This is a genomic window from Shewanella sp. Arc9-LZ, assembly GCF_010092445.1.
Taxonomy (GTDB): domain Bacteria; phylum Pseudomonadota; class Gammaproteobacteria; order Enterobacterales; family Shewanellaceae; genus Shewanella.
This window is the reverse complement of record NZ_CP048031.1, coordinates 1,450,917-1,476,271: the sequence shown is the minus strand read 5'-3', so window position 1 is coordinate 1,476,271 and position 25,355 is coordinate 1,450,917. Positions and strand designations below refer to the sequence as shown.

18 protein-coding genes and 1 tRNA gene are annotated in these 25,355 nt (G+C 41.6%); 11 read left to right on the top strand and 8 right to left on the bottom strand.

The annotated features are described in order from the left end of the window. Nucleotides 1-50 precede the first annotated feature (50 nt). Entirely contained in the window at nucleotides 51-1,760 is a 1,710-nt protein-coding gene (locus GUY17_RS06345; RefSeq protein ID WP_162022636.1) for an acylneuraminate cytidylyltransferase, read from the bottom strand. Further along, entirely contained in the window at nucleotides 1,757-3,676 is a 1,920-nt protein-coding gene (locus GUY17_RS06340) for a glycoside hydrolase (RefSeq protein WP_162022635.1), read from the bottom strand. The genes GUY17_RS06345 and GUY17_RS06340 overlap by 4 nt, the downstream gene beginning before the upstream one ends. 428 nt (nucleotides 3,677-4,104) lie before the next feature. On the opposite strand from GUY17_RS06340, the gene GUY17_RS06335 reads away from it, so the two are divergent. Genes GUY17_RS06335 through GUY17_RS06315 form a run of 5 tightly spaced genes read left to right on the top strand, consistent with a single transcriptional unit; the run spans nucleotide 4,105 to nucleotide 10,045 of the window. Then, entirely contained in the window at nucleotides 4,105-5,028 is a 924-nt protein-coding gene (locus GUY17_RS06335; protein WP_162022634.1) for a bifunctional 2-polyprenyl-6-hydroxyphenol methylase/3-demethylubiquinol 3-O-methyltransferase UbiG, read from the top strand. Between the two features lie 33 nt (nucleotides 5,029-5,061). Then, on the top strand, nucleotides 5,062-6,273 hold the full coding sequence (locus GUY17_RS06330) for a methyltransferase domain-containing protein (protein ID WP_162022633.1): 1,212 nt from the start codon (nucleotides 5,062-5,064) through the stop codon (nucleotides 6,271-6,273). A gap of 2 nt (nucleotides 6,274-6,275) precedes the next feature. Continuing rightward, entirely contained in the window at nucleotides 6,276-8,054 is a 1,779-nt protein-coding gene (locus GUY17_RS06325; RefSeq protein ID WP_162022632.1) for a 1-deoxy-D-xylulose-5-phosphate synthase, read from the top strand. Further along, a complete protein-coding gene (locus GUY17_RS06320) occupies nucleotides 8,054-8,806 on the top strand; it encodes an SDR family NAD(P)-dependent oxidoreductase (protein ID WP_254439913.1) in 753 nt (250 codons plus the stop codon). The genes GUY17_RS06325 and GUY17_RS06320 overlap by 1 nt, the downstream gene beginning before the upstream one ends. Before the next feature lie 3 nt (nucleotides 8,807-8,809). Continuing rightward, nucleotides 8,810-10,045 (top strand): ATP-grasp domain-containing protein, encoded by a 1,236-nt coding sequence (locus GUY17_RS06315; protein ID WP_162022630.1) that lies wholly within the window; start codon nucleotides 8,810-8,812, stop codon nucleotides 10,043-10,045. Between the two features lie 90 nt (nucleotides 10,046-10,135). Here GUY17_RS06315 and GUY17_RS06310 read toward each other — a convergent pair whose 3' ends face one another. Further along, the gene (locus GUY17_RS06310; RefSeq protein ID WP_162022629.1) at nucleotides 10,136-11,002 is read right to left on the bottom strand and encodes an N-acetylneuraminate synthase family protein; all 867 of its coding nucleotides are present in this window, start codon (nucleotides 11,000-11,002) and stop codon (nucleotides 10,136-10,138) included. 537 nt (nucleotides 11,003-11,539) lie between these two features. Here GUY17_RS06310 and GUY17_RS06300 point away from each other — a divergent pair. Continuing rightward, nucleotides 11,540-12,717 (top strand): IS3-like element ISShfr6 family transposase gene (locus tag GUY17_RS06300; protein WP_162022464.1). Its coding sequence is split into 2 segments (ribosomal slippage): nucleotides 11,540-11,798 and nucleotides 11,798-12,717, totalling 1,179 coding nucleotides; the frame shifts between segments, so codons are not numbered across the junction. Between the two features lie 254 nt (nucleotides 12,718-12,971). Here GUY17_RS06300 and GUY17_RS06295 read toward each other — a convergent pair. Then, a tRNA-Arg gene (locus tag GUY17_RS06295) sits at nucleotides 12,972-13,047 on the bottom strand. Nucleotides 13,048-13,222: 175 nt separating this feature from the next. Further along, a complete protein-coding gene (locus GUY17_RS06290) occupies nucleotides 13,223-14,431 on the bottom strand; it encodes a flagellar assembly protein FlgT (protein ID WP_254439874.1) in 1,209 nt (402 codons plus the stop codon). 269 nt (nucleotides 14,432-14,700) lie between these two features. Between GUY17_RS06290 and GUY17_RS06285 the strand changes: the two genes are divergently transcribed. Both GUY17_RS06285 and GUY17_RS06280 read left to right on the top strand, forming a co-directional pair. Beyond that, nucleotides 14,701-15,411 carry a FlgO family outer membrane protein gene (locus GUY17_RS06285; protein ID WP_162022628.1) on the top strand — a complete coding sequence of 237 codons (711 nt, stop codon included), beginning with the start codon at nucleotides 14,701-14,703 and terminating at the stop codon, nucleotides 15,409-15,411. Next, entirely contained in the window at nucleotides 15,408-15,854 is a 447-nt protein-coding gene (locus GUY17_RS06280) for an LPP20 family lipoprotein (protein ID WP_011636625.1), read from the top strand. The genes GUY17_RS06285 and GUY17_RS06280 overlap by 4 nt, the downstream gene beginning before the upstream one ends. 162 nt (nucleotides 15,855-16,016) lie before the next feature. Here GUY17_RS06280 and GUY17_RS06275 read toward each other — a convergent pair whose 3' ends face one another. Both GUY17_RS06275 and GUY17_RS06270 read right to left on the bottom strand, forming a co-directional pair. Further along, nucleotides 16,017-16,949: a DUF6268 family outer membrane beta-barrel protein gene (locus GUY17_RS06275; protein ID WP_162022627.1), complete on the bottom strand. Its 933-nt coding sequence runs from the start codon at nucleotides 16,947-16,949 to the stop codon at nucleotides 16,017-16,019. Between the two features lie 149 nt (nucleotides 16,950-17,098). Further along, entirely contained in the window at nucleotides 17,099-17,749 is a 651-nt protein-coding gene (locus GUY17_RS06270) for a TetR/AcrR family transcriptional regulator (protein WP_162022626.1), read from the bottom strand. Nucleotides 17,750-17,993: 244 nt separating this feature from the next. Here GUY17_RS06270 and GUY17_RS06265 point away from each other — a divergent pair, with 244 nt between their 5' ends. The 3 genes from GUY17_RS06265 (at nucleotide 17,994) to GUY17_RS06255 (ending at nucleotide 24,328) form a co-directional block, all read left to right on the top strand. Next, nucleotides 17,994-19,115: an efflux RND transporter periplasmic adaptor subunit gene (locus tag GUY17_RS06265; RefSeq protein ID WP_162022625.1), complete on the top strand. Its 1,122-nt coding sequence runs from the start codon at nucleotides 17,994-17,996 to the stop codon at nucleotides 19,113-19,115. Continuing rightward, entirely contained in the window at nucleotides 19,112-22,177 is a 3,066-nt protein-coding gene (locus GUY17_RS06260; protein WP_162022624.1) for an efflux RND transporter permease subunit, read from the top strand. Before GUY17_RS06265 ends, GUY17_RS06260 begins: the two co-directional genes overlap by 4 nt. 144 nt (nucleotides 22,178-22,321) lie before the next feature. Continuing rightward, nucleotides 22,322-24,328, top strand: coding sequence for a methyl-accepting chemotaxis protein (locus tag GUY17_RS06255; RefSeq protein WP_162022623.1), 2,007 nt, complete (start codon nucleotides 22,322-22,324; stop codon nucleotides 24,326-24,328). Between the two features lie 245 nt (nucleotides 24,329-24,573). Here the strand turns inward: GUY17_RS06255 and GUY17_RS06250 are convergent, their stop codons facing one another. Then, nucleotides 24,574-25,023, bottom strand: coding sequence for a host attachment protein (locus GUY17_RS06250; protein ID WP_162022622.1), 450 nt, complete (start codon nucleotides 25,021-25,023; stop codon nucleotides 24,574-24,576). Nucleotides 25,024-25,355: the final 332 nt, after the last annotated feature.

Sequence of the window (25,355 nt, the reverse complement as noted above, 5' to 3'; positions counted from 1 at the left end):
ATTAGATCGTTATATTGACTTTTTATTGGATATAAATTTAGCTATAAAGATTAAATTTGACTATCTTTCATCAGTTGTGTGATGTCGTCAATAAGCTGTGTTATCCCTTTATGATCCGCAAATACCTTTTTAGCCTTTTTTTTCAAAGTGTTTCTTGCTGTTTCGCTAGCAACTAGATCAACCAATTGAGTGCAGGCATCGGCTAGAGACTTACTTATTAGGCAACATTTCTCTTCCGAAAGATTTTGTAATTCTTCATCATCACAAAGATGCTGTGGCGGTAATAATAAAGTGGCAGCGTTAGAAAAGATCGATTCAAATAGGGATAGACCATAACAAGATAAAACTATTTCTGATTCAGCGATGAGTCCGTAAAGGTTTTGTGGATCTTTTAAAACCTTTATGTTTGCACCCTGTCGGATTATTGGAGGCTTAGCCAAGGGGCCTTGAATCCAGATTATAGGCCAATTTAACTGCAAATTTTCCAGCATGGAGGGGAATTCATCGCCATAGTGTAAAGCGTCACTGCCACCAGTTAGTACCAAAATTTGATGTTGTTTATCTCGTTTAGGCATGGTCTTAAATAAGTAGTTTTTCCAGCCTGTAGATATTTTTTCACCTCTTAAGGTTGTATTAAAACTTGGAATGAATAACCAATCTAGCGTAGGAAGCAATGAAGCTAATTTATCTATGCCAATAAGCTTTGCTCCTCTTTGTTTAGGGGGTAATAAGGCCTGAGTGAGTTCGACAAGAGATATAAACTTTGGATGAAAGTCGAGGAGTAATAGTGGATTACTATCTGATGTAATGACTTTTAGCAGTTGAGCTTCAGTTTGATACCATTTTATCTTAGAATCGCCATTTGCCAATGACTTACCATCGTGTAGAACATGAATAGTGCAACCGATGCTAAGATATTCCTGCAGTGCATCGGCGATTAATTTTATACGTCTAAAATGTCCTAAGCCAATATTTTCGCCTAGGTGGCAATATAGGCTAGCTTTAGCATATTGCTTATCGGCGGCTTTTTGAGCGACATGAGTGTTGATATTGGCCAGTAGAGAATCAGTAATAAGCTGTTGTTGTACCCAGGCTAAACTCACAATGGAATTGGTAGGATGGCAATCATACCAACGTTGATATACCTCAGCCATAAAGAGATAGTCGGCTTGGGTATCTACCGATATTCTGTGGTCAATTTTAGAAAAATCGCTACTGTCATTGATGCTCTCTTTATTTAACACTGGTGTCAGTGTGTCAGCGTATCCTACGTGTTCGCGCGACATTATACACTGGCTTGCCGTCATCAATTTTTCCCATCCATGGCGGCTATAAAAAGATATTCCTTCATGCAGTGTCTTAACCCCCTCCCGCAATGTGATGCTATCCTTACCTGAAGCCTTTAAGGTGCTGAGGCCGTGGTCGATAAAGCCCGGATCAATCAAGGGGCAATCACCGCATATATAGAGAATATAGGCCGGTGCTTCTCTTTGAATGATCTTATCTAGTCTAGCCATAAGGTCGTTAACATCACCATAGAAGGGATGACAGTTTATCTGATGAATGTTAGCCCAATCGATCAGCGGTTGGTTAAAACTGTCGGCTGTGGTGGCAAGCTCCGTGCTGTCTACTTGGCTACACAATTTTAGACGACGCCAAATATGCCCAATCATGGGTTCGTCGGCAAGTGAAAGCAGGTGCTTCTTCGCGAGACGGCTTGAATTAAGCCGTGCACCCACAATAGCAAGCGTCTTAGTCATACTAGAGACTCCCTTGGGGTAATACAAAATTCAAAATCAAGCAGGCTACCGCCAGATTTTAAGGTCTCATCGGCTTCGGCGAGTGAGAACCAGAGACGATTTAAATACTGAGAGCCTATTTGTTTAGAAGATATCATAGGTAAGGCAGCACAGAGGGCTGGATCCCAGCTAACTTGTACGCCCCTATTTTTATTACCAAAACTGATTGAACCGTCTGTAGCCCCAAGTGCACTAGTACTAGATACGATAGAGGAAATTGGTGCTCCTTGGTCCATATCTTGACTAATTTGAAAAGATTCCGCGTCTATACCGCCCAAATGTGTCTGATACCAAGCTCTTGCTTCACAATCTAGCAGCGTTAAGAAACCTAGCCTTATTGAGGCCTCTGGTCTAAGCGTATCTTCAAAATGGAATCCAGTGTGCAAAATTTCACCATTGAGACGATACCATTTTAGTAACAATCCACTTTTAAGCGACTGACGACAGTAGATGATTAGTCCACCATCTTGCTGTGCAAGTTCATAATTTACTCTGTTGAGATCGGTAACTCTATCGCGGTTTAGAAATCGCTCAATTAATAGGTGGTTAGTATAAAAGTCGACGCCATGATTAATATGATCAAAGTATCCCTGAGGTAAAGTGCCAGTTATTGGAACAAAATCATGGCTAGAAAAAGCCAGTGAGTCAATCGCCAAACCCCGGTTACAGTTGAGAGTCAATGCTATCTCTTGGGTATTTATCTGTAGCCTTCGGCGCTCATTGTCATATTGAATCCTAATCTCGGCTTTATGCTCCCATGGTGTAAAGATTGGCTCATTACTCCTATGTGATTTTATATGTAGTGCTTCATATCGGATTTGTGTTAAATGCGTCCTTAAATCGCTAGCCCAAAGACGGCACAGGTTGCGCCATTCTTCATCGCCACTTTTCTGGTCATTTAGTTCCTTGAATCTTTGATAGCATAGGGTGTTGAGTAATAAGTCATTGCGACCACTTAGCCCCCAGCGACATATATTATACTTTGCCTGCTTTTTTACTGCTACAGGGTGTTCAGCATTGGTTAGCTTTAGAGGGGAATCTTGACGCCACAAAGATAAAAGTTTGGATATTTTTATCCAATTATATTTCTTGTTTGTCTCTAGTGCTTTAAACAACTGCGTTATGCGTTCCCACTCGCCTCTTATTTGAACCTCTTCTGTATGGTAACGCCCAGGACGAAAATCAAAGACTTCAGCGTCGCTACCATACACTGGAAATGCAAGGGTATCAGGTTGTATAGCCTGTTCTAAATAGTCGCTATAGTCACCTATAGTAAGCTCACTGTGAACATAACGCTGAAACCTCTGGAAGGCAGTAGCATGGTTCCAAATCACCTTAATTTGTCTGCCACTCGCACTCAATAAAGATTGCGGTCTATTAAGCATCTTTAGTTGCCAGTCAGGACTGTTCGAGTATGGGTTATCCCACTCAATTACAACTGCTTCAAATCCTGCATCGATATAAATATCTAAAATGCTCGCTGAAACAGTTTGTTCATTCAGATAGGCAATCCGAGGGGTCGCACCTAGGAGATTTTGGTAAGATTGTTGTCCTAGTCTGAGATTCTCTTGATTAACTGTAGCTGGAATTAGTGGGCCAATGATCTGACTATAGCCACTAGCAATAAGATCGCAGCGATCATCTTTCAGTAAAAACTTAAGCTTGCTAACCCAATTAGGGTCTATAGCTTGAATACATTCTAAAGTATAACCAGTTAACTCAATACCTATAGGTATACCTTCGTTTACGATGGTTTGCAGTATAGGCCAATAGCAATCCTCTATGACTCTTCTATGATCGCTACTATCTATAGAGGAAAAAGCGAGATTTAAATGAAAAATAGCATAAATATTATGGCTTTGGGTATAAATAGGCATAAGCACTCTTAGCGAGAATTAACTTTGTGTTGTTATGAAAGCATCTGTCAATCTGCTTTAAATATTTAAGTTTAAGTATAAATCAAGGGATACTCAATCAATAGTCTATTTAATATATTAAGATGGAGTTTATTGAGAGTTATCGTATCTCAGATATGTGCATAATAATGAACAAAATTAGGTTTACGCACGTAGCAGCAACTCAATTGTATAGAAAGTTTAATTAATCAATTGGTCTTTCGCAAAAGGTTATCAACATGCCATAATCACATGTGTTCATCCATTTATTTGTTCAGTCCGATGCTTTTACTCATATTATTATAATTAACTGAAGTAAAACTATTTATTTTAAGAGTATCCTTAACGTCAAAAATATAACGGCATATATTTTGCTTTACATTTGCGAGTTATGTATAGGAGAAGTTAATATGGCTGACATAAACAGCGGATTCCATTTGCACAGTGGTAAAGTCATCGATTCTCGTCATGGTTATGATGTTATCGATTGCAAAGAGTGTGGTTTTAAACATGTGATGCCTATGCCGACTCCAGAAGAGTTAGAGCAAGTTTATCGCGAAGAGTATTATACTAAAGATAAACCACTATTTTTGAGCCAAAGTAATGAAGATGCAGCATGGTGGGAACGAGTTTTCTCCGACCGATTCGACACTTTTGAAGCCAATTTGCCTCAGAAAAGTAGAAGAGTATTTGATGTCGGCGCAGGCCCTGGTTTTTTCCTTCACCATGGGTTGCAGCGTGGTTGGACAACACAAGGCATTGAGCCATCAAAGCAAGCAAGTGAGCATGCTAAAGAACTTGGCGTTGATGTCGTCACCGACTTTTTAAGCCCAACCAGCGTTGCTAATTTTGAGCCCTTCGATGTGGTTCATGCTTGTAATGTATTGGAGCATATCCCCAATCCTATTGAGCTATTAGGTTGTATAAGCGAGCTGATAAAGGATGAAGGGCTTTTGTGTATTTCGGTACCCAATGATTATAACCCTTTTCAAAAGACAGTAAGAGAGCTTGATGGCCTTGAGCCATGGTGGTTAGCGCCGCCACATCATCTTAATTACTTTGATGTAAGTTCATTGACACAATTGCTCAATAATTCTGGATTCGACGTCTTTTTAAAGGAATCTAGCTTTCCTATCGATATGTTTTTATTGATGGGGGATAACTACGTCGGTAATGACGAGTTAGGCAGAGCTTGCCATAAGAAAAGAATGAAGTTTGAAATGAGCCTAATTGAATCTGGCCAAAACGATTTAAAAAGGGCGTGGTATCAATCGATGGCTGAAGTAGGGATTGGTCGAGAGATCTGCCTATATGCTCGTAAGCGCAGCAAATAAAGCAAAGTAAACCCGCTCTAATAGGAATAGAAAATGATAAAAACAAAAGTACTAGTACAAGCCAGTTCGCGTTCATGGGCGGGTGGTGTCGATATCTGCATGGGCATGGTTGAAGACGAAATAGCCGTTGTTCGTACTATTCGACGCGTTTTGTGCCACTTTGCTGGTTTTGATGTAGTGTTAGTTGCGCCTGAATTTGATCGTGGCGGCGAGCTGGATGATATAGTTAAACTTATTGATGACCAACGTTTGTCTCTTTATTACGGTCATAATGCCAGTCCGCTTAACCGAATGATCGAAGCGAGCCATGACCTAAGTGACACCGACTTCGTGGTCCGCGTTGATGGTATTCATTTTTGCTTCGACCCACAAGCGAGCTTGAGTATGCTCGATATAGCCATCAGTAAGCAGCTAGACTGCATAAAACTACCGGATGATTTTCCGGTGCATTTCACTTCAGAAATCTTCCGTGTGGGCGCGCTTAAAGCGATAGACGCTGAACTAACACAAGCTGAAGATGCAAAGTATCGTGTGCACCCTAAGTACTATTTCTCAATGAATGCCCAGCGTTTTAGCGTCGAGTTTTTAGCTGACTTACCTTGCTATAGTGATGAATACCTAGCCGAGTGTCGCCGCTTGGCAACACAAATTTATGCTATTCCGCGCCAAGAGGTAAACGAGCATCGAATCGTTTCAGGTGACAGGCTTGGATTCCATTACGAGCTCGCACTGCAACACCTTAAGCCTGATATGAAGATTATCGACATTGCCTGCGCCGATGGCTACGGCGTGAATATAATGTCTAGTCACCTGAAAGAGGTGCACGGAGCCGATTTAGACGAACTCAGTGTTGAATTTGCAAAGCAGAACAACAGTGCGGCTAATACCGAATATTTTGTCGAAGACATTACTAAGTTGTCATTTAGCGATGAGTCTTACGATGCGGTCACCAGCTTTGAAACCTTAGAGCATGTGCCTGAACATGAGTGCTTAAGTGAAATTAAGCGCGTACTGAAACCCGGCGGTGTATTAGTGCTAAGCACTCCTCAAAACAGCATTGGTCATATCCCTGTTAACTCATGTCATTTAATCGAATACTCACTAAACGAGTTACTGGCATTAGTGAATCAATACTTTATTGTCGTTAAAGTGATCGGTATTAAAGCTGGCATTATTTATGATGAAACAGACCCTTACGGCACCAATACTGTGCTTATCTGCGTAAAGCCTAATAACAAGGATTGATTATGAATACCCATCAATTAATTGTGCCGACCCTTGATGCGCTCAAGCAACAATCTAGCGCACAATTAACGCAACTAGCCGAAGATATTAGACAATTTTTGATCTGTAATATTTCGGCGACAGGTGGCCATATTGGCGCTAACTTATCAGTGGTTGAACTTACCATAGCGATTCATGCAGTGTTTAATTCACCTACAGATAAGATTATTTTCGACACTGGCCATCAAGGCTATACCCATAAGATTTTAACCGGCCGAGTTGATAACTTTGCTACTTTGAATCAATACCGCGGCATGAATCGTTTTGTGGCCCGTAATGAAAGTGAGCACGATGCTATTGACGCCTCACATGCAGGTACTTCTTTATCTATCGCATCGGGTTACGCTAAAGCACTTAAGCTCACATCGCCCGCTAACTATGTGGTATCAATGATTGGTGATGGTTCACTGGTTGAAGGTATGGCATTTGAAGGGCTGAACTATTGCGCCGAAGATAAAGACAACAAACTTATTATTGTGATTAATGATAACGAGATGGCGATTGCTAAATCTGTTGGCGGTATGCGTAACCTGACTTCAGGTGAAAACTGGCAGCAAAATAGCCGCGCATTTTTTGAAGGCATGGGGTTTGGTTATTTACTCGTAGAAGATGGTCACGATATCGCCTGCTTACTTAAGCAGTTGGCAACAGCTAAACAGTTAGCTCGCCCTGTTATTGTGCATGTTAAAACAGAGAAAGGTAAAGGCTTAGCTTGCGCTAAAGATCATCCATACAAGATGCACTTTTCTATGCCTTTTGATGCTCAAACTGGTAAAGGAGCCGCCGCAACTGTTGTTGGCCGCACTTATGCTGTGGTTGCGGCAGAAGCATTAAAGCAAAAGATGGCGACCGATGAGGATGTGTTTGCCATGACACCTGCAACGCCTTATGCATCATCAATGGATGAATGTCTAGCACTGTATCCAGATCGTGCTCTTGATGTGGGCATGGCCGAGCAACAAGCGGTTGGCATGGCTTGCGGTTTAGCATTAGGCGGTAAAAAACCCGTAGTATGCATGCAAACTACGTTTATGCAGCGCGCATATGATCAGCTTATTCATGATGCTTGTTACATGGACTTACCTGTAACGATATTTGGTGTCAGAGCTGGTTTTTCAGGCTATGACGGTGCCACTCATCACGGTATTTATGATATCCCTTACTTACGCTCATTCCCTAACATGCAAGTGATGTATCCCGTCAGTTCTGACGACTTAACGGCATTAATTGAGAAACGCCTTGCTAACCCGCAAGGGCCGATGGTGATTTTGTATCCGTATGAGCCTATCCCAAGCCCAGAACCTGACGCTGGTGTTGTTGAGCCTTGTGGCTTATCTGTGGCGGCAAAGGGAAGTGATGGCTACTTGGTGTGTTTGGGTAATCGTTTAGCGGCAGCATATGAGCTTAAAGCATTACTCAAAGTACAGGGAAAAGACTGCGGTATCATCTGTGTTCAGTCGATAAAGCCATTCCCAGCAGCACGATTTATTGAGCTAATTGAACACACTAAGCATCTAATCACACTAGAAGAAAGCGTGCTTAATGGCGGCTTTGGCTCTCTGATCCTTGAAACACTGGCTGACGCAAACATGTCAATCCAAGTACTTAGAAGTGGCGTCAATGATAAGTTTGTGCTCCCAGGAAACAAAGATGAGTGCAGCACTGAATGCGATATGATGCCCGTGCAGATCATTGAGCGATTAGCACTGCAATGGCCAGATTACTTAGGAGTAAACAAGTGATGCGTTTAGCGGGGAAAGTTGCCGTTATTACGGGGTCTTCCAGAGGTATTGGGGCTGCGATTGCACAAGAATATTGCGCTCAAGGGGCCAAAGTCGTAATTAACTATGTTCATAGCACTGAGCAAGCTCAGGCGTTAACCGATAAGCTTAACCTCCATGGGAAAAATGCTATAGCGGTCAAAGCCGACGTATCAGTGCGTTCAGAAATAAAGCAGCTGTTTGAGCAAGCTGTTTCGGCCTTTGGCAAAATAGATATCTTGGTTAATAATGCGGGGATCAACAAACGCGGCTGGTTTGATGAAGTCACCGATGAAGCTTGGGATGAAATAATGGGGGTTAATCTGAAAGGTCCCTTTATTTGCTGCCAAGAAGTTTTTCCGTATATGCAAGCGCAACAAGGCGGCCGCATTATTAATATTTCATCGGTGGCGGGACAATATCATGGGCCTAAAACTGTTCACTATGCAGTGTCTAAAGCAGGACTAAACAGCTTAACAAAAGTGATTGCAAGATACGGTGCAGAACACAATATTTTAGTCAATGCCGTTGCTCCAGGCATAGTACGTACTGACCAAACTGCCGACGAGATAGATAGCCCAGCCGGTCAAAAGGTGATTGATATGACGTTACTAAAAAAAGCAGCTCGCATGGAGGATATTACCAGTGCCTGCGTCATGCTGGCCTCTGAAGAGCAGCAATATATGACAGCTCAAGTATTAGCTGTGAGCGGCGGCGCCATTTTAGGAACTTAATGCATGTCGGTAATACAAAATCAAAAAACGGTATTGTTACTCGGTGGCAGTCGCGATCAGTTATTTCTGATTAAAACGGCCAATCAAATGGGCTTATACACAGTCGTTGTGGATGGCAATCCAGCATCAGCTGGGTTTGACCTTGCAGACGATTATAGGGTTGTCAGCACCATGGATCTCGATGCGCTAAAGGCCTTTGTCGATGAGTATCGAAGCCAGCAGCGTAAAATTGATGCGGTATGCGTGATGGGCAGTGATATATCGCAATATGTGGCGCAACTGGCAGCCTATATCAACGTGCCACACATACCGATTGAAGCTGCAAATATTGCCACCAATAAGCTTAAAATGAAGCAATGCTTTCAACAAAGTGGGGTTGCTATTCCATGGTTTAGCTTATTAGCATCAGCCAACCATTTGGCTGATATCGTTGCACAAAGGGGCCTGCCACTCATCATCAAGCCTCTTGATCGTTCTGGGGCTAGAGGCGTGTTTCTACTAACTGAAACGTCAGATTTAAACGCCTTATATAATAAAGCCAAATCGGAGTCTTTTTGTGGCGAGGTGATGGTAGAAGAGTATTTAGCGGGGCCACAAATTAGTACTGAAACTATCATGTATCAAGGGTGCGCTTATACTCCTGGGTATGTCGATCGCAATTATGAAATGCTCAGCCGCTTTGCACCGAATATTATTGAGAACGGTGGTTGGCAGCCTAGCTTAATCCAAGGTGAACAGAGGAAAAAAGTCGAAACCTTAATTAAACAAGCGGCACTCGCGTTAGGGGTAACCAATGGCGTGATTAAAGGCGATATTGTTTACACGAAATCGGGCCCTAAGGTTATTGAGGTTGCAACCCGCTTAAGTGGCGGTGACTTTTCAGAAAGCCTAGTGCCACTAGGTTTGGGCATTAACTACGTGGAGGCAGCACTAAAAATAGCCCTTGGTGAGCAGCCTGAACTCGATAAATTAACCCCTGTTATTAATACCGCTGTCGCCAATCGCTACTTTTTCCCTGCACCAGGTAAGATTATTTCAATCTCTGGTATTGAGACGGTTCGCGCAATGGATTTTGTTAAAAAGCTCGACATTTGGTATCAAGTGGGTGATATCGTGCCAGAGACCACAAGTCATGCTAATAGATTCGGCGTGTTTATTGTCACGGCGGATAATCGACAACAGCTAGAGCAAAGAGTGAAATGGGTATACGATACGCTTAAGATTGAAACTAGCGTTTAATTAGTTTTGAGCGGCCTAAAGTGAAAGCCCTTTAAAATGAATTAAAAGGGCTTTTTTGTTTGTGTCGAATGATGGCAATTAATACTAAGACTATCCTTGAAAGCTTGCTCTAATCTTCTTTAAAGGTCGAAGGCCATCAATCGGATCAGCTCGCCACTCTCTATCTGACGTTTCACAGGGTACAAACTGTTTAATCGGATTACCATCGATAGACTCAATTATCTTAGCACCACGGATCACTGGCGCAATCTGTTGTGGCAACCAACAATGTCCAGAAGCATATTCATCGCCCTTCTCATCTAAATCTAAATGAAACTCTATAACATCGGCTTGCCATTTGTGGACAGCTCGGTTGAGTACGGCACTCGAAACGGTATGATCAGACCAGCCAACATTAACTTGATAGCGATTTCTAAAGCTTTCTAATACCGCAAGATTACATTCATTCTCAGGTGTTGGGTATGCAGATACACAATGGAGTAAGGTTATATCTTTAGCACCATTTTCTTTTAATGTGAGTACTGCTTTATCTATCTCTTCTAAAGTGGCCATGCCAGTTGAAAGAACAACCGGCAATCCAGTTTTTGCACAGGCTACCAGTAGATCAGTCCATAGCAATTCGTAGGAGGCTATCTTATAAAAATCAACATATGGAGCAAGTTCTGCCACTGCATCTAAATAGAAGGGGGTGCAAGAAAACTGAATACTATACTCATCACAACTTTGTTTTAATTCAGGCAAAAAACTGACAGGGAGTTCCCAATCTTTGCGCTTTCGATGCGTTTCACTTTTAGCCAGAATCTCGGGAGCGAAAAGTTGCTCTATTTGAAAAAGCTGAAACTTTACGGCATCACAACCAATGTCTGCAGCGGTTTTAATAAACTCAATACAACGCTGTAAGTCTCTATGATGGTTACTAGAGACTTCAGCGATAAAAATAGGTGAATGTGTAGTCATAGTTACTCGCAAATGGCTGTGTATAATCTATTAACGGCAAGTTCCTAGGAACCTTGATGCTCTAGTATTTTTGCCTTGTTCAGACTAATTCTATTAGTTCATATTCTAAATAATTGGCAAGGCTTAACCAATCGTGTTGCTCTTGTGCCTGCAGCATAGAAGGTAATATTTGCTGAAAAGTCGTATTAAGGACAAGTTCTGGGCAGTTTTATCTATTGTATCAAGACATAACCGTAAATCAACTGAGGCCTTTGCTTCTTTAGCAAGTCTAAATAAAGATGCCGTTATTCGCAGTGAATCTTGTAGACTTATACTCATTATATAAGGTCCTTATACTGAGAACCGCGAATTTTAGCGCCTGATAAACTCGCTTGGTAAAACTTTACTTCTGGATGCTTAGCCATGTAAAGTTCTAAGTGTCTGAGATATGCTCTTAGGTTGAGATCCGTCGCAACCCTCTGACTGTAGTGGCATAGTTATTTTGGCCACCTAAATAGAGGTGATATTATTACCTCGTAAATTACTTTAGGTGAACACATGAGATCGACAACCCGAAAAACATTTAGTGCTGAATTCAAACTTGAAGCAGCCCAATTAGTTCTAGATAAAAACCATAGCATCATCGAAGCTGCAAAGGCGATGAACGTGGGTAAATCAACCATGGATAAATGGGTGAGACAGTTAAAACTAGAACGCCAGGGTGGCACGCCAAAAGCCTCTCCCATTACCCCTGAACAAATTGAAATCCGTGAACTGAAGAAACAGGTAGCCCGTCTTGAGGAGCATAATCTTATTCTAAAAAAGGCTACCGCTCTCTTGATGTCAGACTCGATGAACAATTTACGCTGATCAGCGCACTCAAGCAGAGCCACTCTATTCTCACAATTTGTAATGCATTCAAAGTGCATCGAAGTAGCTATAAATATTGGCTAAAAAGAAAAGAACATATCGATGCTGATTTTACAATTTTATGCAGTGAAGTGAAGGCCGCGCATCGTATTAGTAATGGCTCTGCCGGTGCTCGAACGATAGCGCAATTAGTGACTAACAAAGGGATTAATCTCAGTCGTTATCGAGCCCGTAATCTAATGAGAAAGCTTGGATTATTAAGCTGTCAGCAACCTAAGCATTCTTATAGGAAAGCTGCACAAGAGCATGTAGCGATCCCAAACACGCTTAATCGACAGTTTGCAGTAACTCAACCAGATCAAGTGTGGTGTGGTGATGTGACGTATGTTTGGGTCGGTAATCGTTGGGCATATTTAGCCGTTGTTTTAGACTTATTTTCCCGCAAACCTGTTGGGTGGGCTTTGTCATTATCGCCTGACAGCGAGCTGACCTCTAAAGCCTTGAAAATGGCATTTGAGTTAAGGGGGAAACCTGAGAATGTGATATATCACAGCGACCAAGGTTCACATTACACAAGCTTGAAATTCAGACAGTTATTATGGCGTCTTCAGATTGAGCAAAGCATGAGTCGTCGCGGGAATTGTTGGGATAATGCACCAATGGAGCGTTTCTTTAGAAGTTTGAAATCTGAATGGGTACCCGCAAGTGGCTATGGGAATTTTACAGAAGCAGACAAAGCGATCACAAATTACATCACTGGATATTACAGTGAAACTAGACCCCATCAATATAATGGTGGGTTAACGCCAAATGAGTCAGAACGTTTATATTGGAATGACTCTAAAACCGTGGCCAATATTACTTGACCACCACAATTGGTAGGGGAAAAGATGGATTTTCTTGGCTCATTACAGACGACGTCTATTTAATCTATAAATATGGAAATCTATTATAAATAGAGCGAAAAGTCTACAACTGAGGTTAACTGAGTGAAATGGGCATTATTCGAAATGGTTATAACAAAAAGTGCTAAAAAAGCACATTCCTGTGGTGGCACAGGGGCGGCACAGGATTTCAGCAAACCCGTAACCCATTGAATTAAAATCACAAATAGCTCTATTGGTCTCCCCACAGGGACTCGAACCCCGATCGGCCGCTTAGGAGGCGGCTGCTCTATCCTGTTGAGCTATAGAGAGACCCAGTGATTATACTGAGTTTATAATCGAATTAAACCTTTTATATTTAATTGCTTGATTAACAACCAACTAATTCATAATCGACTTACTCTTATCGACTTACTCTTATCGATTAGCACTTAGCTCTTAGCTCTTAGCTCTTGAGTCTGAATTATTAATTTCTTAGAGCTAATCATTAGTTCTTAATCGCAATATCATTTACTTGAATATTATCTGCACTGTCGATGCCGTCAAATATTGCGGTTGAGCTGTCTTCGGTAACTTGTTCGATAACCACATTGGCACGACTTTTAGTGGCGATGGCACGCATGGAATTAAATCTGTCTGGGATATTTTTTTGTAATACGATTTGAAACTTATCACCCATTTTAACGCCATTTTTACGGCCTAAATTGATGATAATACGATCCCCTTGCCTGGCAACAATTTGGCCTAGTAATGGACGACAGTTTAACTGCTTATCCAGCGACATAACGCTTTGCTGTAAAATATCGCTGATCGCCTGACCATAAGATGATCGCCAAAACCGCTGGTTAGCAGGTGAGACGATTTCTTGTCTTTCAAATTCCCAAGGCGCTGAGGTGGCGAACGATTCTGACCACACCACTTCACCGCTGATCCCGTGGTAAAGGGTTAATTTAAATATAAACTGTCTTAACGGATCATCCTCGACAAAGCCCATATAACTACTTTGAGCAGGTTCGGTCGAAATATCAATGATTTCAGGTTGCAGCAGATATTGGCTGTCGGTAATTTCGCCTAACCAACTGGGAATACGATATCCTTTAAAGTTGACCAGTTGATTGGTGTTATCAATTTTTTCATCTGCATGTAGTCGTGCAAAACTGTATCGCGACTGCGCATTGATAGCTTTACCTAATTGCTCGGTGATTCGCTCTTCAAAGTGAGCTAATTGGCCATAACGCAACTGTTCGCGTTCTTGTAAATAGGCTTGTGGCAACATAATCGCGGCCTTGAGAGACTGGCTTTTACATTGAGCGTTAGGTTCTTGTTCGCTGAGTTCAAGCTGTAACACCACGGTAATGGTGTGTTGGCTGATCATTTCACTCATTAATTCAACGTTATTGGCCGATCCCATCCGCTGAATTTGAAAGGTATCTTGAGTAAGCCGACCTTGGTTGATTTGTTGTTCGCTGGAAAAGTTAACCCCGGCTTTTAAGCTGGCATAATTTAACGCTTGGCTTATGGCGTCTTCACGGGCTTTATCTATATCGCCATTAACGATTTTAGCCTTACCAGTCACTTCAATTTGTTCAGCCAATACCGACGGAGTAACACACCATGCACTTACACATAGCATTGCCATTACAGCAAGGTGATTGAAGGTTTTAGTTCGGTTAGCAGGGCTGTGTCGGATCAACATACAATGTCCTAATGTCAAAAAATCGTCTATTTTTCACAATTTTGTAAATTCAATTTACTCTATTTTAATCAAAGCAAAAATTGTGCCGACTCACTATATTAGTGGTTATTTTCTATGTTGCACTATTACAGTAAAGCTTTTAACGCATTTGCCGATATAAAGACACCAACAATAAAGAGTACATAATTGGCCTTAGTTATCGATGTACATGGCGATTAAATGACTCATTTATACCAAGACTAGCGGCATTATATGTTAGAGGAATTATTATGATTAACAGGCTTTTTATCTCCACGGTCATGCTTGCGTCGTTATCGCTAGCTGCATGCACCCAAACGCCTAATGCTGCTAATAACCTTGCCTTTAGTAATAACGGTAAATTTGTCAAAATCGTCGACGAAGATGAGGTTTATCACGATAAGCTGGCTTATGATATTCAGGCTGCGGGAATATCACCTAAAGGCCAAGTGAATGTGTGGGCAGAAAAGTTAGTCAACGAGTTAGTGTTACAAAATGACGCCTTGCGCCCAGATCAACCACTGCTAATTTCTACGCCAGTGATGACCAGCAATTTTAATGCGACCAATGAATTAGCATTGCAGTTACAACAAGGGTTACTCGCAGCGTTCCACGCTCATGAATTTAATTTAGTCGATTTAAATGTGGCGACAAATTTGCGCGCCACAGAACAAGGCGAGTTTATGTTGAGCCGCAACTGGGAACTGTTGCGTGCAGATTTGCCGGTATCGCATGTATTAGTGTCAACCATGACCCTCACCCCTGAAGGTATTGTGTTTAACGGCCGAGTGATTAATGTGACCAATAATCGCGTCCTTTCAGCGGTGCAATCATTTGTGGCAGCATCGAGCTTATCAGGTTATTTACAGCATTCTGAAATGGTTGAGTCACGCAATGGTTTACTGTATCGCCACGAGAATAAGGGCGACAGTCGTTACACCGTATTAGGAGATAAGCTATGAAGTCGTTGATGTTAATTATGCTATTGTTGCTCACTGGCTGTGTGAGCAAAGATAAATATGTTCAGTGGGAAACCGAAGCGCCAGCCTCGTTCCCAACGCTAACGGCAATTGGTTATGCCCCGTTGGCGACCCAGCCCAGTAAAGAGCCATCACATCGTATTTTAATGGCGATGCAAGCTTCAAAAATTGCCGCTTACCGTGAGTTGGCTGAACAGGTATATGGACAAAAAATTTCGGCTAATAGCGACGTAAGTGAATGGTTACTAACTGACGACAACGTTAAATCTAGCGTGAGTGGTATTATTCGCGGCGCTAAAGTGGTTAAGACCTATCCTTCTGGTGAATTTTATGTCACGGAGCTAGCTCTGGACTTTAAACAAGTATGGCAGTTGTACGAACAACAAAATCGCCCTAAACGAGTAAAAGAAGTTACTTACTTTTAATTGAACGTTTACGAGATCTTGTGGCTAAATTGGAACATGTCGATTGATCGTTATTAATTACCGATTATTGATTGCTGGTTAACAGTTAACGCTACCTTGTTGATATAAAAAATGCCGCTGACATCAGCGGCATTTTTTATTGTATGACATTAACTCTTATCATTAAAACGTCAATTTGAACACTAAACCGAATGCGGCTTGGTTTTCCATGTCTTCAGTAACGTCTGGATAACTTAACTCCATTTCGCCACCAAAATAATAACCAGCATATGCATTAAGACTAACATTAGTCGTTGCTTGCCAGCCTGCGCGAGCAAAGCCTACCCATTCTTCTACTTCAATGGTTTTGTCATCGTCTGCAATTAAAAAACGTTCAGTTCGCTTTGAACTCCCCACACCGAAACTCCAGTCACGGTTATACTGATAACTTAACTCTAATCCTGCAGGACCACTAAAACCAGCTTGGAACGGGTTAGCAAGTACCCACTTATCGTTTATCTGCCAACGTACGGCTAAATAAGGTACGGTGCGCACTTCTGAAATATCATTTAAGTATGCAACACCAAAGCCCAGCATATTGCCGGAATCAAAGCGGTACATGCCCGAGGCAACTACACCATAACTTTGCGCATTTGAAGATGATGCTGTATCGGCATAGGCGTATTGCAGTTTGGGGGCTATAAGAAACATCCAATGATTATCAAGACGGTAAGACAACGATAAACCAGCACTGTACTGATGTATGGTTGACCAAGGTTCAGTACTGCTGCGTAACAGGGTGTTTTGGTTCATATCCCAGTCGTAATCGAGATTATCGTAGCCTAGATTTGCCCCAATTGACCACTGACGATTGAGTGGCATGCTGGCCGAAAAACTGGTCTTCCAAGCATCACGCTGTAACTGATTAGGATTATTGCTATCAGCCCCAACATTAGCGGTACCCGTTGATGTACGAGCCACAGTGAGCGAAAATGGTGAACGTTCTGGCGCTGCTAAAGCATGCTGACTTAACAACAGTCCCGATGCTAGCAAAATTGAAAAAGCTGATGTACTCAATGATTTTGGCTGAATTACGTTAACGTTATAAAGCGTCATATCAATCTGCTTCCCTTCAAATAATGAGATAAGTTAGCTATTATCTTGGCTTAACTGCACCTTGGCTTAATAGCACGTTGGGTTAATAGCACCTTAGTTTAATTACGATAATACTGTTATCGCGCCAATTAAGTTCAAGTTTTATTGGTTTATTTTACGTCAACTTGATGAGCTCGCAAAAACATCTCGGCAGTATCTTGCAAGTATTGTTGTCTGGTTGTCAGTAAATCACCTATCTCTAAGCCTAACTCTAGGCGTAATTTTAGTTCGCCAAATAACATTAAACACAATCTAACTGCGCTTTCGTGCGGATTTTCAAAAAAGTATTCGCCATGCTCATTAACCTTTTTTAAGTAATTTCTAATCAGTCCGAGCACATGCTTGGGGCCTGCGTCATAAAACAATCTAGACACTTCTGGGTGAGTGTCGGCTTGAGCTACGCAAGTTTTAAATACTGTCATGGTTTCTTTGCTAACAATCATTTCACCAAATTGCAGAGCAAACTGCAAAATAACCCGTTGTGGATTTGCAGCATCAATTAAAGCTTCGCCAGTGAGTTGATGCACCACACATTTAGACTCAATCGCAGAAACAAACAAATCATCTTTGGAACCAAAGTGAGAGTAAACGGTTTGTTTTGATACACCGGCATGTTTTGCCACTTCGTCCATGCTGGTATTAGGAAAACCCTGATGGCAAAAAAGGTCAATCGCAGACTCAAGTACTTGAGCCCGCTTTTGCTCACTGCGGCTCAAACTAACCTGTTCAATGTTATTAAGCGATGTGTGTGTTTTTGTCATGTTGGTTCCGTAAATTAACCCATTAAGCACAATCGAGTGTCAGCGTTACTACTCATTATTTAGCGTTATAGTAACTAAAAATAGACTGGACAGTCTAGTTTTATAAAACTAGACTACTGAGTCTAGTTAACATCTAATTTACAAGTCACAATTTGCGGTTAATGAGTTCGCTTATTGTTATTAACACTGGTTTTTAAGATAAATCAACATTGGCACAATATATTGCTTTGCAAGGAATAAACTTATGTACGCGTCAAAGACATTCACCCCAATCATTCGATACTGGGCGCTAGGTTTAAGCTTAATCTCATTAGGCGGTTGTGGCTCTGAGGTAAAAGAGCATTCACAAACAACTGAGTATCAAACGGTATTGTCACAGCCTTTATCATTAAGCGACCGTTATCAACACATGCAAACTTATACGGGTACGATTCGCTCGGCCAATACCACCGGAATTGGCTTTGAGCTTGCGGGTAAACTCAATAATATCCTGGTTGATAGTGGCGATACGGTGAGTAAAGGACAAATATTAGCGCAGCTGGATACCGATTTATTAACTGCAGAAAAGCAGCAATTACAAGCCAGTTTATTACAAACTCAAGCGGATATAGATTTAGCAAAAAGCACCTTAGTTCGTACTCAGAAATTGAAAAAACAAAACTATGTGTCTGAACAGCAACTCGATGAAACCCAACAACAAGTTATCAGCTTACAAGCTAACCAAAAGCGTATAGAAGCCAGCTTAAGTGCGACTAATTTGAAAATTGAAAAATCAACCTTACTGGCCCCATTCAATGGAAAAATCAGTCAACGTTTTCATAATGTCGGTGAAGTGATTGCGCTAGGAAGTCCGGTTTTCACCTTAGTTGGTAACAGTCAGCCTGTGGCTTATATCGGTGTACCCATAGACATCGCACGGCAGTTAACCGCCGAGCAGATGGTAGATGTCCGTGTAGGTAAGCAAACCTTTATCGCTAAAATTGCCGGTATTAGTGCCGAGGTCAATACCATTAGTCGCACGGTTCAGTTGCGTATTCATTTGCCCGACTCAGCCAGAGTGATCAATGGCGAAATAGCTTATTTGGCGTATCAACAAGACGTGCAAGCACCTGGTTATTGGGTGCCTATGTCGGCATTAACCGATGGAGTGCGCGGATTATGGAACGTGTTTGCCTTAGTTGAGGCTGAGCAAGGTTTTTATACCATTGAGCGCCGCGATGTAGAGATTATCTATACCAATGAACAACAAGCGTATATTCAAGGTGCCATAAAACCAAGCGATTTAATTGTATCGCAAGGATTACATAAATTGGTCGTTAACCAGAAAGTCACTCTCGCTCAAGCTGAGAAAGCGGGGGCATTATGATTAAAGCATTTTTAGAAAATGGCCGCTTAACCAGTTTATTTATCGCATTATTAATTGTTGCCGGATTAGGGGCGATTTCAAGCCTACCGCGCACCGAAGATCCACATATTACGAACCGATTTTCATCTGTTATCACTCAATATCCTGGTGCATCTGCAGAGCGGGTTGAAGCACTCGTGACCGAGGTGTTAGAGAATCAATTACGCCGTTTAGAAGATTTAAAGCTAGTCCAGTCGACTTCTCGCCCCGGGATTTCGGTTATCCAGCTAGAATTAAAAGACACAGTCACAGAGACGGATCCGGTGTGGTCACGCGCTCGCGATCTTATCGCCGACAGTAAATCATTGTTGCCAGTAGAAGCACAAAATAGTGTATTAGATGATCAACTAGGTTATGCCAATACCGCCATTTTAGGACTTGTTTGGGCTGACGATAGCCCTGTAAGAACCGATATTCTTAATCGTTATGCCAAAGAATTACAAAGCCGTCTAAGACTGCTCAATGGTACTGATTTTGTTAAACTTTATGGCGCACCACAAGAAGAGATTTTAGTTGAGCTAGATGGCAATAAAATCAGTCAATTGCATTTAACCCCCGCCAGTATTGCTGCTATTTTAAATAATGCCGACAGCAAAATTTCAGCCGGTGAAGTTAATAACAGCCAATTTAGAGCCTTAGTTGAAGTCTCTGGTGAATTAGATTCGCAGAATCGTATCCGCCAAGTGCCGTTAAAAGTAGACGACTATGGTCAAATTATTCGCTTAGGGGATGTGGCCAATATTAGCCGCCAAGCCAAGACTCCGGCATCGAGTATCGCTTTAATCGACAGTCAGCAAGGCGTATTAGTCTCTGCACGCATGCTCAACAATAATCGAGTAGATGTGTGGCAACAGCATGTAAGCAGCGCCATAGATGATTTTTCAGTTAATTTACCGACCAATATTAAGGTGCAATGGTTATTCGACCAACAAAGCTATACCAGTGACCGATTAGGTGACTTGGTGATTAATCTGCTACAAGGATTTGTGATTATTTTAGTGGTTCTGATGCTGACATTAGGACTGAGAAATGCAGTGATTGTGGCGATATCATTACCATTAACCGCATTATTTACCCTCACCTGCATGAAATATACTGGACTACCGATCCACCAAATGTCAGTAACAGGTTTAGTGGTTGCGCTGGGGATTATGGTCGATAACGCGATTGTGATTGTTGATGCCATTGCGCAACGCCGTCAACAAGGTATGAGCAAACTTGAGGCAGTTTCAAAAACCTTACACCATTTATGGCTACCACTAGCAGGGTCGACTATTACTACCATGCTAGCCTTTGCACCTATTGTATTAATGCCTGGAGCTGCGGGTGAGTTTGTGGGTGGCATTGCCATTTCGGTCATGTTCGCCTTACTTGGCTCATATATTATTTCTCATACCATTATTGCTGGCCTTGCGGGTCGATTCAGTCGTAGTGAAAAACCAACGGCTTGGTATCAACAAGGGATGGCATTCCCAAGAATTAGCCAAGCATTTACCGCCAGTTTACAGTTTGCGTTATCTCGGCCAATACTGACCGCCATCGTAATTGGAATATTACCGATAGCTGGCTTTTTTGCCGCGGGCAAAATGACTGAACAATTTTTCCCTCCGTCTGATCGCGACATGTTCCAAATTGAAGTCTACCTGGCACCTCATGTCAGTATCGATAACACTCTCGAGCAGGTCAAACTGATTGATAAAAAGCTGCAACAGATTGACGATATTATCGCAGCTACATGGGTTGTTGGCGGTAATACGCCCTCTTTCTATTACAACTTAACTCAACGGCAACAAGGGGCAACCAATTACGCCCAAGCGATGATTAAAGTGACCGATTATGCCGCCGCCAATCGGTTAATTTTACAATTACAAAAAGAGTTTGATGCCCAATTTCCACAAGCACAGATTTTAGTGCGAAAACTGGAACAAGGGCCTCCCTTTAACGCTCCGGTTGAGCTGCGAATTTATGGCCCTAATCTTGATACTCTGAAAACATTAGGTGAGCAAGTACGCGGCATTTTAGTCGCCACACCAGATGTGATTCATACTCGTGCAACCCTCAGTTCTGGCGCTCCAAAAGTGTGGTTACAGGTGAATGAAGACGCCAGCTTAATGAGCGGCCTAAGTTTGAGCGACATTGCTAATCAAATTCAAATGGCGACTACCGGGATCATTGGTGGCAGTATTTTAGAGCAAACAGAATCACTGCCAATACGGGTTCGCTTAGGCGACAACAGCCGCGAACAAGCCACTCGTTTAGCCGAGATTAATCTGGTGTCACCATCGGGGTCAGGCATTCCACTATCGGCATTATCTTATAACGAAATAAACGTAAGTCGTGGTGCAATACCGCGCAGAAATGGCGAACGCGTTAATACTATCGAAGCTTATATCACCAGTGGAGTATTACCAGCACAAGTACTCAACGAGGTTAAAGATACTATTGCTAATTTGTCTATTCCTGCGGGATATCATCTCGAAATAGGTGGTGAAAGCGCAAAGCGTAATGAAGCAGTAGGGAATTTACTGTCTAATATTGTGTTGGTTGTAACCTTACTATTAGCAACGGTAGTGCTGTCTTTCAACTCGTTTAGATTAACCGCCATCATTTTACTCAGTGCTTTTCAATCGGCCGGTTTAGGCTTGTTATCCGTGTATGTATTTGGCTATCCGTTTGGGTTTACCGTCATCATCGGTTTATTGGGGTTAATGGGTTTAGCCATTAATGCAGCCATTGTTATTTTGGCAGAACTTGAGGATATTCCCGAGGCGCGCGATGGCAATTTAGCACTCATTATTAGCACGGTGAGCTGTTGCGGGCGTCATATTGGCTCAACCACTATTACCACAATAGGTGGCTTTTTACCGCTAATTATCGCCGGTGGTGGCTTTTGGCCGCCCTTTGCTATCGCTATTGCCGGCGGTACGCTATTAGCCACCATGTTGTCACTGATTTGGGTGCCGGTAATGTATACCTTGTTGATGAAGCCGAAAGGTATACTGGCTAATCACTCAGTCGCGTAAAGATATAAATTTCATCAGAATTTATCATTACTTATCACTTTTTCGTACTAAATAACGGGTAATTAATAGTCCTTAGATGTACATTTAAACTCGTATACCTACCTATTGAAAATTAATTGTCATAATAATTATGGAATAGTGCATATGAATTATAAAAATTGGCCTATAGCAAAACAAATTGGCTCACTTGCCATATTGTCTTCTATCGTTATCTTTACCGCTATGTCTTGGTTTTCCTATCAATCGGCATCCACTGTATTGCATGACAAAGCAATTCAAGCGATTAAATCACAAATGCACAGTAATACTCATTTAATTGAACTGCAGTTCAACAGTATGCTGGACTTAGCTAAACGAAATGCCGATGTTCTGCGTACCTTATATCCAGGACAATTCTTGATAGAAGATCGCACCGTTGAGGTGTTAGGAATTAAGACCCCTGTACTAGTCCATGATAATGAGCAAATTAACAATTCAAATAATAACGTAGATCACTTTTCGAAGCTTACAGGCGGAGTCGCTACGATATTTGCTCGCGATAATGATGATTTTGTTCGTGTATCAACATCACTTAAAAAAGCAGATGGTAATCGTGCATTAGGGACGTATTTAGGTATTACACATCCCGGTTATCAGCGTTTGGTTAAAGGCGAAGAGTATGAAGGCTACGCCAAGCTTTTTGGTAAAGACTACATGACAATTTATCGCCCAGTAAAAGATCCCAATGGCAAAGTTATCGCTATTCTTTTTATCGGTTTTGATATCACCCGATCTGTTGCACAAATCCAAAACTCACTTAAACAACTGACTCTTGAAGAATCAGGTTCGTATGTCATCATCCGAAACTCTGATCAACAGATTATCTCTCATCGTGAGTTAACATCAGAAGAACCATATAATGAAACATTGCTCGATGGCCTATCGCTTGAACAGGCACTCACAGATAAAGGGAGTTGGGTTTACAGGTCCTTGTCTAATCAAGAAATGTATTCCTATTCCGTATATATTCCCGGTTGGAATTGGACTTTGGTCGGTTTCGTTCCTGAAAAGGAATTGAGTGATGAAAGCTTAGGCATGTTAAAAATTAACGCCATATTGGCATTGCTAGGCGTAGTTATTATTTCCGTTTTACTTTTTAATGTCATTAATCGTGCAATTAAGCCATTAAAGAACCTACAGAGGCAAATAGCTAAATTAGGCCAAGGGGATCTTTCACAAACTTTCGAACAATGCCCTCAAGACAGCCACAATGAAGTTGATCACATCACCATAAGTGTGGCCCAAACGGCTGCAAGTTTAGCAGGATTAATTGAGTCGTTAAAACAATCTGTCAGCAGCTTAGAAAGCCAAGCAATTCTTAGCCAACAAACATCAAAATTGAATGGTAATGAGGCAAAATCACTGTTAAACCAAACAGAACAGATTGCGACAGCTATCGAAGAAATGTCTTCTTCTATTAAAGATGTAGCGCAGAATTCGAGTCAAGTTGCCCAGCAGGCGCAAGAAATTGATGGCGCATCAAACCAAGGACATACACAGTTAACTCAGGCGGTTACAGAACTACAATCCTTGCGTGAACAACTTATTCAAAGTCAAAAAAATATTGAAAGCGTCAACAATGAAACTCAAGCCATCAGTCAGGTTACTGAAGTCATTAACGGCATTGCAGACCAAACTAATTTACTCGCCTTAAATGCCGCAATTGAAGCAGCCAGAGCGGGTGACCAAGGTCGTGGCTTTGCTGTTGTTGCTGATGAAGTTCGCTCATTAGCACAAAGAACACAACGTTCAATTAGTGAGATAGGTACGACTATTAACAAATTACAACAGCAGGTAGAACACACAGCAACACAAATGATCCAGTGTCAGCAACTGGGTGAGTCCTCAGCGGTACAAGCTGATACAGTTAATAATCAACTCACACTGATTAATCATAATATCGGCGAAATGGCAATATTCTCATCTAGTATTGCCAGTGCCACCAAACAGCAAAGTACAGTCGCAGATGAAGTGTCACGCAGCTTACATACTATTTCTACACTTGCACAAAATAGTGATGAACGGGCAACAAAAGCGGTAAGTGATTCAGAGCAATTAACCAAACTTGCGCACAGTATCAAACAACAAATAGGTGTATTTAAAGTGGTTTAACTAAGTGGGATTTTAGCAGACCAGTACTCAATCTACTGAGTGCTGGTTAATTATCTTAATCGCTTAGTTGAGCAACGATAATCGTCACAACGAGGATTTGCGACTTAGGTAATACAGGTTCATGCTTAATGTTATTTCACGACAGTAGTTTACGACAAAAAAACAAAAATACCCCATTAAGCTGCCGACATACGAGTAATGATGATGACAGCTTAATAAACGAACCTAATTATCTAAATTTCAGCTTATGTGGCTAAGCTAGGTAAGATAATTGGCAGCTGACCTCTAATCGAGTCGATGTCCTGCTTTACAATATCTTTGTCTATTTCCAGCGTAACAACTTTAGTGACGTTAGTGCTCATTTCTTTGCGTAAGTTACCTAGAAAATGAGGCGCGGCAACAACAATCAATTGGCTAAATTTGTGCGCATTATATTCAGTCTCAAGGTATCGACAAATCTCCCTGGCAAATTCGACAGCCTCATTCTTTTTAGGCTCTGTTTTCCCCCCGACAGAATGATGACTATTGGTTGCTCCTCCAGCCTGACGGCCTGGTAGATCTGAGGTTAGTTCCTGTTCATGCTGCTGTGCTTCGGGATGGATCATGCTCTTAATCTCAATTAATGTAGATTTTGCTGTTTCTGCATTAAATAGACGTGCATGTGCGCTATCCGCGACTAAAATCCAACTGCTCATTATATATCTCCCGTTAAGTGCATTATTAACAAATTACCATGTTCAAAAAACAAACAATTAGCGTTAATTAATTATAGACAATATTTCTGTTAACACTTGGGAATTGAGCTGTATTTCCTGGTATCTTTGAATAAAAATCTTACTTAGCAGTGGCGAGTGTACTACATATTTTTTGGGCTTTTTAAAAGGCGGCGACTGAGCATAAAATTGGCTTTGTTAACAGCCACTAAGTAACAAGCTAATGAGTGCTAGATTGAGTCATAAGTTAAAACCGGTCGATTTTAGTTTTGTAAACAAGATGAGTAGCCAATAAAAAACCGCTTTATTACTAA